Genomic DNA, 12,498 nt, shown 5'->3' on the forward strand with positions numbered 1-12,498 from the left:
GTACGATTATTTACCGCTGTTTATTTACCGGCAGTGATGACAATAATGTCTCTTTTCACATCCATACCTATATTATTTGTCACCTGCTCCTTCTCTTCCCATACTTTTATCACTTCAAAACCCACCTCTTCCAGTAAATCTTTTACCATCTGCGTGTCGTATAATTGAAAATCCCACTTGGTAAAGGGCAGTTGTTCCATGAAATTTTTGTCGGCAAAACCGATGCAAAAGTAACCGCCTGGTTTTAGCGCTTTATAAATCTCTGTAGCATAAGCTTTGGGGTCTTTCCAGAAATACAGCGTATTAACCGTGAAAATCTTATGAAAAGTCTGGTCAGGAAAATTGATATGTACACCATCCGATAAAAAAAAGGTGACTCCACCGGTAGCTACCAATTCCTGATTAATGCGGGTCGCCTCTCCGATCATAGTCTCAGAAATATCGATTCCGGTATAATGTAGTCCTTTTGCCTGTGCCATAAGCATAGCAAGGTGCGTTCCATTTCCAGGTCCGATTTCCAGCACCTGCTGTTGATCCGCAAGTTTCATGGCATCAATCGTACGCTTGATCATATTTTCATTTGAAACAGCCATCCGTTCTCCGGTTTTCTTCCCGGCTTCACCTTTTGGCGAACTCAACTGACTACCGACTTCTTTCAATTCGTCTTCATTCATTTTATTTTCCATAATTGAGCTGATTAAATCCGTAGTATCAAATTGAATGATCATTTTATCACTCGATTTGTGCTACAAGATATAAAACAAGTACGGGGAAATAAAGTTACCTACCGGATTTCTAATGAAAACGACCATTTTCCCGCAACCCGAAAAAGAATTGATAATATTTTTCTGTTGTCTATAGTATGAAAACCGAAAGTATTGCGATATTGCGGCCCTTTTTTAGCTATAACTATGATGATGTTTTTCCTGGTTGCAATCAATGCAATGATTTTTCTTTTCCTGGCTTTTTTACATATCTATTGGGCATTTGGCGGCACCTGGGCATTGGAAAATGCACTCCCTGTATGCTCTAACGGAGAAAAACCCTTACAACCTGGTAAAACAGGCACATTAATGGTTGCCCTTGGACTGGTAGTTTTTGCTTTCATTACGGTAGCCAATACCGGAATTACCGGAACCTTTATTCCAATGGTCTATATCCATATTGCTACTTATTTCATTGCCGGAATCTTTTCTTTACGTGCCATTGGCGATTTCAAATACATCGGTATGATGAAAAGTGTTAAAGGAACTGGTTTCGCAAAAGAGGATACCAGGACATATATTCCTTTGTGCCTGTTAATTTCCCTTTTTAGTTTATCAATTCCATTGATGTCTTGCGGGAAATAAGAGTTCTAAGCGGAAATAAGTGATATTTCCTTAAAAACATCTGATGCCTTGCGAAAAACAAGTCATTAACGTAGCAAAGCGGCAATCAATCTGATGCCGCGCTCCATTTCTTCGGCTTCCAAAGAAGCATAGCCCAATCGCAATGCATTTAAAGGCTGTTCATCAAAAGAAAACCTTTCTGTGGAAATCACCTGTACCCCATTTTTCAGCAACTGTTCTGCCAGCTCAACAGTATTTATCGGTTTCTTAAAGACCAGCCAGAAAGCAAGTCCACCTTCCGGAAGTTCATAATCCGCGACTTCTTTCATATATAAGTCCAGGTATTTAGCCATCATGCCCCTTCGCTCCCTATATACCCCTAAAGCCCTTTTTGCGTGCTTATTGACCAATCCCTCTTCCATCAGTTCGGCAACAGCATTTTCCATCACCGGATCTCCCTGACGATCGATAGTCATCCTTAATGCAGCTAAAGAATCGATAAAATGCTCCGGACCAGCCACATAGCCAACTCTTACCGCAGGTGCAATCAACTTACTTAAAGAACTGATATAAATTACGTTATGCGCATCCAGATAACTTGCCAATGGCTGCAAATTTCTGCTTCCAAAATGATAATCATGGTCATAATCATCTTCTACAATTGCAAAACCATACTGATTAGAAAGGTTCAGCAACTGCAACCTCCGATCTGCTTTCATACTTCTGGTAGTGGGAAATTGATGGTGAGGAGTCACATACACCGCTTTTATGGTCTGCAACTTGCAAAGCTGTTCCAACTGCTGTACATCAATGCCCTGTTCATCCAGAGCAACAGGCAACATAATCGCTCCTGCATGCTTAAATACATCAAATGCAGGTCTGTATCCGGGATTTTCAATGGCTACGAAATCTCCCGGCTTCACTAAAACCTGAGCAGTTAAATAGAGGGCCATCTGGCTTCCTCTGGTGATACAGAGCTGATTGACATTGAAATTCAAGGCCCGATCCATGCTCAACATCGTCGATATAGCGCTCCGGAGTCGCTCCTCTCCTCTTTCATTGGCATAACCCAACATACGCCACCTGGCCTTCTGCTGAAATATCCTTTTGTAAGCTCTGGCCAGCTCATCCAAAGGCGCAAGTTTAACATCGGGTAAACCATCATTAAATACGATCAATGGCACATCTGTAGGAATATCTATAGGAATTCCCGCATTATATGCCGTAAAAGAGAAGTTCTTCAGGGAAGAAATGCTGTCTTCATTTTTTTGCTTGCGGCGGATCTTTTGCTTAGGGAGTTTCTCAGAAACGAAGGTTCCTTTTTTGTAAATAGCTTCCAGCCAGCCTTCTGCAATCAGTTGCTCATAAGCAAGGACCACTGTTTTCCTGTTTACGCCTATATCCTCTGCGAGGATCCTGGTTCCCGGTAAGGACATTCCTGGTTTCAGTCTGCCTTTGAGGATTTCTGCGATCAGTCCATCAGCAATTTGCTGAAAAACAGACTTTTCTCTCCCCAATTCAATATTTAATACGGTCTTCCAAGGTCTTAACATCTGGCCCATTAGTTTTAGTGAAAACTGGATGATTTTAGTCCACCAAAAATAAACAAATTTTGCAGTGTCAAAACGAATAAATAGTTAAAAAGAATTCACCATTAAACGATAAGATCATGAGTACAGTAACAAAAGAAAACAGCAATCCACTATCATCAAAAGATTTTCATCAAACTTTTGCACGTCCAAATTACCAACGCCCGGAGAAATTCATCCATAAGAATGTAGAGCAGGCAGGGGTTCACAACCAGTTTTCATCTGAAAGAAAGCATCCGGTATTTTTTGTAGACCTACCCACAAGAAATGTGAGCATGACCATCGGCGGACTTTTACCCGGACAGCTGACTAACAAACACCGTCACACTTACGAAACTGTTTTATTCGTGATTGAAGGAGAAGGATATACGGAAATTGAAGGTGAAAAAGTAGCATGGCAGGCAGGAGACGCAGTTTACATCCCGGTATGGGCATGGCATAGGCATCAAAATACGAGCGATAAAAACCCGGCAAAATACATTGCCTGTGAAAACGCCCCACAGTTGCAGCACTTAGGTGTAGCCCTTCGCGAAGAAGAAGGCAGAGACTAATACATCCTTTAACCCCATTAAATTATAAAAACATGAACAAATGCATATTTAAAGGCATCATCGCCTATCCTATTACCCCATTTAACGAACAGGAACAAATTGACATTCCTCTTTTCAAAAGACTATTGGAACGGTTGGTCGTTGCCGGCACTCATGCCATAGCTCCATTAGGCAGCACCGGAGTGATGCCTTACCTTAGTGACGAAGAAAAAGAAGCGCTCACCGAAGCCACTATCAACCAGGTCGCAGGAAGGGTTCCTATCCTTACCGGCGTGTCTAACCTGACTACGGAAAGAACCATTTATCATGCTAAATTTGCCGAAAAAGCAGGTTCTGATGCGGTTATGATCTTACCAATGAGCTATTGGAAACTCAACGACAAAGAGATTTTCGCTCATTATGAAGCGGTTGCAAAAGCCATTTCTATACCGATTATGGCTTATAACAACCCGGCAACAGGTGGTGTAGACATGTCGCCGGCCTTACTGAAAAAGCTATTGGAGATTCCAAATGTGACGATGATTAAAGAAAGTTCCGGAGACCTTCAACGGATGCATACTTTACGTAAGGATCTGGGTGAAGAAGTGGCCTTTTTTAATGGTTCCAATCCATTGGCTTTGGGTGCATTTGCTGCCGGAGCCCTCGGCTGGTGTACTGCGGCAAGTAATCTGATTCCAGAACTTAATATTGCCCTATATGAAGCGATCAACAAAAACGACTTAAAGACAGCACAGGATCTGTTTTACAAACAGTTAGATCTTTTGAAATTCTTACTGGCAAAAGGATTACCAAAATCCATCAAAGCCGGACTGGAGTTATTGGGAGAAGACGCAGGACACCTCCGGGGTCCATTGAAACCATTGACACAGGAAGAAATAGCAGAATTGAAGGTTTTACTGGAAGGTTGCGCGTAAACACACAAAAGCAACTGAGAAGTACTCAGACTTTATCTCTTTCGCGAACATGGTCTGCAAGTTCATAACTTGTAGCAGTACTTCCTTTTTCGTCCATAAATAGCAAAACGATCAGCGAAATGATGGGAATCAGGAAAGAAATGAAAAACCAAAACCAGAAACTCCTGCCCATACTAAAAGCAAGGACACCGGCCACGGTCTGAGGAATTAACAAGACACAAATCAGGAGTATTTCCGGCATATTTTGAATGCTATGGCAAAAAAAACATAGCATTCAAATATAAGAAGTTCTATTTTAAGACCAAAGTTAATCTGCTTTAAGACATTGAATCGGGTTTACTGTTGCGGCCTTAACCGCTTGAATCGCTACCGTTAACCAGGAAATCAACAAGGCCAGTAATCCTGCGGCAACAAAATACCAGAGCTGCAATTCTATACGATAGGCAAAGGTATTTAACCAATATTGGGTCATGATAAAGCTAACTGGCAAAGCGATCAGGATGGCTGCTATGACTGGTTTCGTGAAATCTTTTGATAATATCATGATGATACTTGCTTCTGAAGCACCTAACACCTTCCTGATGCCAATCTCTTTCAATCTTCTTTCGGCAGTAAAAGTAGCTAATCCGAATAAACCAAGGCAGGAAATGATCACAGCTATAGCAGAGAAATACCTGGATAAAATGGCTACCCGGGCCTCAGAAACATATTGATCCTGAAAATCCTGATCCAGGAATCTATAATTCAGGATATACCCGGGATTAAACTTTTTATAGAATTCCAGAATCCCGGAAATGGTTTCTTTTTCTGATCCGGCTTTCATTTTGATCATTATCCGCGTCAAATCCTTGTCTGCGAATTTAAAAAACATAGGTCTCACCTCCTGGTGCAAGGATTCATAATTAAAATCTTTGATCACGCCAACAATCTGATAATCCTTACCCCAGATCCCAAATGTTTTACCCACCGGATCTTTGATCCCCATTACTTTTATCGCGGCTTCATTGACTAAAACCTTCGCACTATCTGCACCAAACTGATCAGAAAAACTTCTTCCTGCGGCCATTTGCATGCCCAAAGTCTCCACCATATCCGCACTAATTTTTCCTTTCTGGAATTTGATGATTTCTTTTGGATTCCTGCCCTCCCAGTTGAAATCACCTGTGGTGGCACTGAGGTCCCCTAAAAAGTTCCGGTCCATTCCCCCGGCTTTAAGGACTCCGGGAACCTTTCTGATTTCCCTAAGGAAAGAACCGATGTTATCCTGTGACCTTCCTTCTGTCTCAAAATACATCACATTGTCCTTTTTAAATCCTGGATTTTGAGTCTGTACAAATTCTATTTGTTTATAAATGACAAAGACAGAAACAATAAGAATCACGGAAAGTGTAAACTGAAAAACCACTAAGCCTTTTCGAGTCCAGAGTTCGGCCATCGTGTTGCCCAATTTCCCTTTTAACGCTGCTGCCGGATTAAATCCTGACAAGTATAATGCGGGATAACTTCCGGAAAACAAACCCGTAAACAGGGTGATCGCCAACAATACCGCAACCATTTTTAGGTCGAAATGAAGGCTTAACGTTTTACCGGTAATGGCATTAAATTGTGGCAAAAACAGCTCTACACACAACAATGCAAGGAACAATGACAACACAGTCAGCATTACAGATTCCGACATATATTGAAGAATCAACGATTTACGACTCGCACCCATCACTTTCTTAATCCCTACCTCCTTCATTCTTCTGGAAGCTTTTGCTGTAGATAAGTTCATGAAATTGATACAGGCGATTACCAGAATAAAAACAGCAATCAAAGAAAACAGCTTGACATAATCAATTCTTCCGCCGGTAACCACGCCGTTTTCATACTTCCCATATAGGTAAGCATCCGTAGCAGGGCGAATAAACAACCTTCGGTAAGGGTGACCTTTTTTAGCCATAAAATCTTCAATTTTAGCCCCAAACTGCGCCGGATCGGTCCCCTTTTTCAGTAAAAGAAAAGTATTTGGACCCAGATTACCCCATTTCAAATAGGTAGAATCTCTAAAAAGCACCTCTAAAGGAATCAGAAAATCAAAGTGTTCAGAAGAATTTGCAGGAATATCTTTGAAAACACCGGAAATGAGCGCATGATTATCCCCTTCCATTTCAGAGTTACTCCAAATCATTTCTTTTCCCAATACGTCTGTACTACTGAATAGCTTTCTTGCCAATCCTTCGGAAATGGCAATGTTATTTTTGCCGGTCAGCATCTGGCTGGTGTTTCCAGCCACTAGTGGATAGGAAAATAGTTTAAAAAAGTCTTTTCCGGCGAACTTCCCTGAGGCTTTTATACCCGGGTTATTCCCCATACTCACCTTGCTTTCTCCAAGCCAAAAATCCGGGGAAGCCGTCACTGCTGCCTCCACTTCCGGCATATCCTTAACCAAAGATTCACCAAGTAATCCTGATGTAGCGTCTCTTGTATTGATTCCCGAGGCAGTTTTTTCATTTTCCATCACCTGATAGAGCTGATCATTATGGACATGAAACTTATCCATACGCATTTCATCCATTACCCAGAGGTAAATCAACAGCGTACAGCAAAGACCAGCAGTAAGCCCAAGCAGGTTAATTAAAAACGAACTTTTATATCTTTTGAAATTCCGGTAAATCAGTAGCAGGTGATGTTGAAACATAAGAATAGGTATTTTCACATCCCATAGCCAATCTATATGCCATACTGATGAATGTTGCGTTAAGCCCTAAAATACACTATTTTACCGGAGAAGATGTCCATAAGCGAACAGCGGACTGTTCGGTTATGAACAGTCCGCTGTAAAAAGAAGATCAATGGATTTATAGATATCCATTCTATCTTATATTTTCAACATTAAGATGCTATAGCCAGTCTTTTAGTTCTGGAAATCAGTAACCAGGCAAAAACAGCACCTGTTAAAGCCATCACTGTTCCTACCCAAACCGGAGAAGTATAATCATAACCCGCAGCCAATGGTAAACCTCCTAAAAAGGCACCTAAAGCATTTCCGATATTAAAACTCGCCTGACTCACTGAGGCGGCAATCATTTCAGAACCTTTAGCGGTATTGATCATCAACATTTGTATCGGGGCAGCTACTGCGAAAGCAATTGCACCGGTAATGAAAGTCATCACTAAGGAAAGGGTCTGGTTATAAGAAATATAATGGACGATAAATAAAGAAACCGCCATGGCTATCAAAAGAGAAACTGAAGCTTTCGCCGGCGAGAACCGATCTGCCAGTTTACCACCGATAAAGTTACCCACGAGCATCCCTAAACCGGCAAGCACCAGAATATAAGTGATGGAATCCGCAGAGAACCCGGAAACATCGGTAAGTAAAGGCGCAATGTAAGAGTACCAGGAGAACAACCCTCCGGTACCAATAGCAATCATCAAAATGATCAGCCAGGCTTCAGGAAGTTTGAAAAACGCCAATTCTTTTTTCAGGTCTCTATCTTTAGTTGCAGAAAGATTAGGCATCCATAATTTCAAGCTTAAAAGCGTAATTAAGCCTACGATCACGATGATTACGAAAGTATATCTCCAGGAATAATGGTGACCTATATAAGTTCCCAAAGGAACCCCTACCACGTTTGCAATCGTTAAACCGGCAAACATTAGGGAAACCGCCTGGGCTTCCTTACCTTTTCCGGCAATCCGACTGGCAACTACAGATCCTACACCAAAAAAGGCACCATGAGGAAGTCCGGCAAGAAACCGCGCAGCAAGCATCATGGTATAATCCGGAGAAAAAGCTGATAAAGCGTTAAAAACAGTAAACATCACCATCAAAGCGATCAGGATCTTTTTTGGAGGATAACTCCCGGTAATGGCCACCAATAATGGTGCACCTACCACTACCCCTAGTGCGTAGGCAGAGATCAAATGTCCTGCCTGTGGGATGGTAATGGCTAAATCTTTGGCAATATCTGGCAACAGGCCCATCATTACAAATTCTGTAATGCCGATTCCTAGTCCGCCAAGCGTTAAAGTTAGTAAGCTTTTCTTCATAATCAACTGTGAGTTAGTGTAATAAATACACAATGCAAAATTAGCTAAATCATTTGCTTTATTTCGTCTTCATTCTGTCAAATAGAATCGGGATAATTTGTTTTTTTTCAAACACTTTGGAAGAACACTTGTTCCTATATCACACAGGTTATCATCCAATTAGATGGAACCACAAAACCTATTCCCATGAAATACAATAATTATCGTAATGCACTGTCTTCATTAAGCGCGCAAAAAACTGATTCGACTTTGCCAGTAGTAGCATTGTTAGCCGGACTAGCGATTGGAGCTGTAATAGGTGTTTTGTTTGCACCAGAAAGAGGCGCGGATATCAGAACGAAAATATCGGATAAAGCAAAAGATCTTTCTGATGCTGCGAAAGACAAATTACACCTGGTGAAAAGTAAAGTGTTGTCAGAAGCGGATCAATTGGCTGAACTTAAAGATCAGGCCCTTGAAAAAGCAAAAACAAAATCAAAAGAAGCCTTAAATGCTGCTGGGGACATTGTGGACCAGCTAAAATCTAAAGCAAAGGATCTGGAATCCGACGCAAAACTAACTGTAGAAAAAACCCTAAACAGCTAGTCTCCCCCTTCAACCTTCCTTTTATCAATATCAGAAGCCTATTCCTTACGCTGTAATCGAATAGGCTTTTGATTTACATGGTCTTTTTCTGAATCAAGGGGCTCCGGATAGCTACGCGCTCTTCAATCTGAGTTCGGGATGAGTTCGACATGCTTCCCTATTACCTTCACATTTTCTTCATATTTAACAGGTCCTTGTACCATCCTTGAAAGGTCCTCAAGACCTATCAAGGACCTATCAACCACCTATTAAGGATGTATCAAGGATTAATAAAATATGAGTACAATACGGCAGCAATCCGGAGGTATCCCGAACGCAGGAGGGAAGTCAAAAAGAAACTTAAATATGATTGATCTTTATTGCCGAAATAAGATCGGTCTGGTCGTTACGGATAACTCTTCCGTATTGCCACTGATTGATTTGATATCACCAAACCTGTCATTAATGTCAAATGTATTGTAATACTTGATCTGAACTTTACCAATAGATTTTACACGACCTTGCGGATCATGAATATCAAAGGTGTTATAATAAGTAATTTTGATATCGCCAACCGATTTCAGCGTGCCTTTAACATCATGAATATCGAAGTTATTGTTGTATTTAAACGCCACATTGCCAATAGATTTCAATTTTCCCTTTTCATCATGGATATCAAAATCTGTATAGTACTCAACGCGCGGTCCCATTTGATCAATATTTTCAATAGGATAACCGTCAGTCGTCCCGATATATTTGATTCTTCCTGCGCCGGTGACCACCACTTCTATTTTATCATCCAGCAGCAACTGAATCGACCGAATTCCTTTTTTGGAAAGCACAAAATTTGCAGCAGTAATCTGCTGCGCTTTGATCATAAGCACTGGAAAAAGCAATAAAGCAACTATCAAAAATCTTTTCATTTAACTGGTTTGGTGGGTTGTAAGGTTAAATAAGAACAAAAGAAATTATTCGCCTTCTTTATTTGTAAGTTTCTGGTGATTGAAGAACATTTTGGTGATCGGAATGAGCATCAATCCACAAATAGCAAAAATGATAAAGGAAACCCTGAGGTTAAAAGCATGCGCCAGATAACCGATTAAAGGGGGGCCTAACAGCATGCCTGTAATCGAATACGTGGCAATGATAGAAATGGCCATGCCTGCTGAGTATTTTTTTGAGGCTCCGGCAAGGGCATAAGACATCGGAATAATTGATGCCGTTCCAAAACCTACCAAAGAGAAACCAATCATTGCAGGCCAGAAAACCGGAAAGATAATCGCCAGACTAATCCCTGAAACGATAAATGCAGCACTCATAATATAGGTTTTCGGCATTCCGATTTTGCCAATAATGATGTCTGACAAGAACCTTGAAGCTGCCATGAAGGTCATAAATATCAGGTAGCCATAAGTGAATATCTCCACTTTAATCACTTCCTGAAAATAGATTCCACTCCAGTCAAACATCCCTCCTTCACAAATTGCACATAAAAACACGACAATCCCAAGGTAAAAAATGTAAGGATCAGGTTTACTCAGGATCAGTTTATTACCGGTTTTAGCACGGTCACCACTCAACAGGAACTGGTAAGAGTAGATCGTAATTGCCAGCATAGCAACTGCTACAATCACAAAATGAAGCTGAATAGATACATCAATCGCCAGTAAAAACGTAGACAGGCCAATCCCTGCAATTCCACCGATGCTCCAATAGCCATGAAAAGAGCCTATGATCTTTTTGTCGAATTGCTTCTGTAAGGTTAAAGCCTGCGTGTTCACAGAAATATTAAAGATCCTGGTGGTAAAAGCGAATAGAATAACTGCGCCTACCAGGCTATAGATATTGTGTGCAAAACCGATTAGCGCCAGAGAAAAGGCGTTTAACGCATATCCACCAGCCAGTGGTACTTTACTGTTGAATCTGGAAATCAACCAGCCAGAGATCGGTAATCCAAGTAATGATCCTATGGGCAAGGCCAGTAATACACTGCCCAACTCCGCTTCATTCAGATCGAATGCCATCTTTATCGTTGGAATTCTTGATGCCCAGGTGGCAAAACTAAAACCAGACATGAAAAAGAAAAGACTTAAAAAGAAACGGTGTTTTTGCTTAGAAATCATTAGATGCAAGAATTATTTCACAAAAGTAAGCAATCATTTTGGACCATTCCCAGAATTTCCCCGGACAAAACCAGGATTTCAAAACCTGTTTTTTAAATAAGTTGCCTTCGTGTACCATAAGATAAGGAAAGACAGTAACAGATCCTGTACACCAGACCGGCTGTATTTTGATTCCGAAAGAAATGTCAGGGATAAACTATGCTGTCTTTAAGAAAGAAAACTGAATTATTTCTAATGAACCTTTAAACAAATTTTGCGTTGGACTAGTTTATAGGGGGCATAAGTCGAACCTAAAGAAAAACGAATTATGGCAACTACAAAAAGTGGCAGTACTAAAACTGTAGCCAATTCAATGGCAAAAAATGATAAAATGGAGAATTCTGAATTCCACAGGTTCTTTATCGATGAGCTGAAAGACATTTACTGGGCCGAAAAACACTTATCTAAAGCTTTACCAAAAATGCAAAAAGCCGCTACCAGTACAGAGCTGGCCGCCGCATTTGAAAAGCATACCGAAGAAACAAACAGGCATATTAACATACTGGAAAAGGTTTTTGAGCAACTGGGCGAAAAAGCTCAGGCTAAAAAATGTGATGCAATGGCTGGCCTGATAGAAGAGGCAAATACCATCATTGCGGATACGGAGAAAGGTACATTGGTACGTGATGCCGCTTTAATCCTCGCCGCACAAAAAGTGGAACATTATGAAATTGCTACTTATGGCACCCTGAGAACATTTGCCATAAACATGGGCCATACCGAAATAGCGGAATTGCTACAACAAACTCTCGACAATGAAAAAGAAACAGATGTAGCCTTAACGGAGATTGCTGAAGAGTTTATCAACGAACAGGCTGCCGCTGAATAATCAGGCAATGTTTATTCTTACATCTTTAGTCCAGGCCCCTCAGGTTCATTTCCTGAGGGGCTTGTTTTTTTACCCCCGGATTTTGTTTTCCAAAAAAAAAGTCTAGTTTTACAAAAAAACTTTAGGGGTGCCTTGCGCTGAGAAATACCCTTTGAACCTGATGCAGTTAGTACTGACGAAGGGAAAAGTAGAAGCAAATCCGTTTGCCGTCTTTTCATGCCTGTAAAAAGGTCATGCCTATAGTTTTTCCTATTTATCAAAAAAATGGAAATAACTGTAAATCAACAAAACTATCCGATTAGCGAAACTTGTTCCGTAGCACAATTGCTCGCAGAAGTATTACAGATTCCTGTTCAGGGAATTGCTGTGGCCATCAATCAAACCATCATTTCAAAAGCGGAATGGCCGGAACGGCTGTTGCGGGATGGCGACCGGTTAACGGTCATTAAAGCCACTCAAGGTGGCTAAGCCCCTATTCTTCCTTCAAAATCACCTTTTTTTTTTTTACAAATACCTATTCATTTTC

General features: G+C 40.9%; 13 protein-coding genes and 1 riboswitch. Of the genes, 6 read left to right on the forward strand and 7 right to left on the reverse strand.

What is annotated here, in order from left to right:
- Positions 1–20: 20 nt before the first annotated feature.
- A complete protein-coding gene (locus OQX61_RS19625) occupies positions 21–728 on the reverse strand; it encodes a class I SAM-dependent methyltransferase (RefSeq protein ID WP_265843507.1) in 708 nt (235 codons plus the stop codon).
- A gap of 183 nt (positions 729–911) precedes the next feature.
- Between OQX61_RS19625 and OQX61_RS19630 the strand changes: the two genes are divergently transcribed.
- Positions 912–1,349, forward strand: a complete 438-nt coding sequence (locus OQX61_RS19630) for a DUF3995 domain-containing protein (protein ID WP_265843508.1) — start codon at positions 912–914, stop codon at positions 1,347–1,349.
- 65 nt (positions 1,350–1,414) lie between these two features.
- On the opposite strand, the gene OQX61_RS19635 is transcribed toward OQX61_RS19630, so the two are convergent.
- Entirely contained in the window at positions 1,415–2,881 is a 1,467-nt protein-coding gene (locus tag OQX61_RS19635) for a PLP-dependent aminotransferase family protein (protein WP_265843509.1), read from the reverse strand.
- Positions 2,882–2,997: 116 nt separating this feature from the next.
- On the opposite strand from OQX61_RS19635, the gene OQX61_RS19640 reads away from it, so the two are divergent.
- Both OQX61_RS19640 and OQX61_RS19645 read left to right on the forward strand, forming a co-directional pair.
- Positions 2,998–3,468 carry a cupin domain-containing protein gene (locus tag OQX61_RS19640; protein ID WP_265843510.1) on the forward strand — a complete coding sequence of 157 codons (471 nt, stop codon included), beginning with the start codon at positions 2,998–3,000 and terminating at the stop codon, positions 3,466–3,468.
- A gap of 32 nt (positions 3,469–3,500) precedes the next feature.
- Positions 3,501–4,382: a dihydrodipicolinate synthase family protein gene (locus OQX61_RS19645; RefSeq protein WP_265843511.1), complete on the forward strand. Its 882-nt coding sequence runs from the start codon at positions 3,501–3,503 to the stop codon at positions 4,380–4,382.
- Positions 4,383–4,407: 25 nt separating this feature from the next.
- Here OQX61_RS19645 and OQX61_RS19650 read toward each other — a convergent pair whose 3' ends face one another.
- The 3 genes from OQX61_RS19650 to OQX61_RS19660 form a co-directional block, all read right to left on the reverse strand.
- Positions 4,408–4,623, reverse strand: a complete 216-nt coding sequence (locus OQX61_RS19650; protein ID WP_265843512.1) for a hypothetical protein — start codon at positions 4,621–4,623, stop codon at positions 4,408–4,410.
- Positions 4,624–4,689: 66 nt separating this feature from the next.
- Positions 4,690–7,062 carry an ABC transporter permease gene (locus OQX61_RS19655; protein WP_265843513.1) on the reverse strand — a complete coding sequence of 791 codons (2,373 nt, stop codon included), beginning with the start codon at positions 7,060–7,062 and terminating at the stop codon, positions 4,690–4,692.
- 194 nt (positions 7,063–7,256) lie between these two features.
- Positions 7,257–8,417 (reverse strand): MFS transporter, encoded by a 1,161-nt coding sequence (locus OQX61_RS19660; RefSeq protein WP_265843514.1) that lies wholly within the window; start codon positions 8,415–8,417, stop codon positions 7,257–7,259.
- A 186-nt stretch (positions 8,418–8,603) separates the two neighbouring features.
- On the opposite strand from OQX61_RS19660, the gene OQX61_RS19665 reads away from it, so the two are divergent.
- Positions 8,604–9,002 carry a YtxH domain-containing protein gene (locus tag OQX61_RS19665; protein ID WP_265843515.1) on the forward strand — a complete coding sequence of 133 codons (399 nt, stop codon included), beginning with the start codon at positions 8,604–8,606 and terminating at the stop codon, positions 9,000–9,002.
- Positions 9,003–9,358: 356 nt separating this feature from the next.
- Here OQX61_RS19665 and OQX61_RS19670 read toward each other — a convergent pair whose 3' ends face one another.
- Both OQX61_RS19670 and OQX61_RS19675 read right to left on the reverse strand, forming a co-directional pair.
- Complete coding sequence (locus OQX61_RS19670; RefSeq protein ID WP_265843516.1) at positions 9,359–9,904, reverse strand: hypothetical protein; 546 nt, start codon at positions 9,902–9,904, stop codon at positions 9,359–9,361.
- A 45-nt stretch (positions 9,905–9,949) separates the two neighbouring features.
- Positions 9,950–11,104 carry an MFS transporter gene (locus OQX61_RS19675; RefSeq protein ID WP_265843517.1) on the reverse strand — a complete coding sequence of 385 codons (1,155 nt, stop codon included), beginning with the start codon at positions 11,102–11,104 and terminating at the stop codon, positions 9,950–9,952.
- A gap of 307 nt (positions 11,105–11,411) precedes the next feature.
- Here OQX61_RS19675 and OQX61_RS19680 point away from each other — a divergent pair, with 307 nt between their 5' ends.
- On the forward strand, positions 11,412–11,972 hold the full coding sequence (locus OQX61_RS19680) for a ferritin-like domain-containing protein (RefSeq protein WP_265843518.1): 561 nt from the start codon (positions 11,412–11,414) through the stop codon (positions 11,970–11,972).
- Positions 11,973–12,085: 113 nt separating this feature from the next.
- Positions 12,086–12,173, forward strand: a riboswitch (TPP riboswitch).
- Between the two features lie 63 nt (positions 12,174–12,236).
- On the forward strand, positions 12,237–12,440 hold the full coding sequence (gene thiS / locus OQX61_RS19685) for a sulfur carrier protein ThiS (protein WP_265843519.1): 204 nt from the start codon (positions 12,237–12,239) through the stop codon (positions 12,438–12,440).
- Positions 12,441–12,498 lie beyond the last annotated feature (58 nt).

It is taken from the genome of Pedobacter sp. PLR (assembly GCF_026239675.1).
In the GTDB taxonomy this organism is placed as follows: domain Bacteria; phylum Bacteroidota; class Bacteroidia; order Sphingobacteriales; family Sphingobacteriaceae; genus Pedobacter.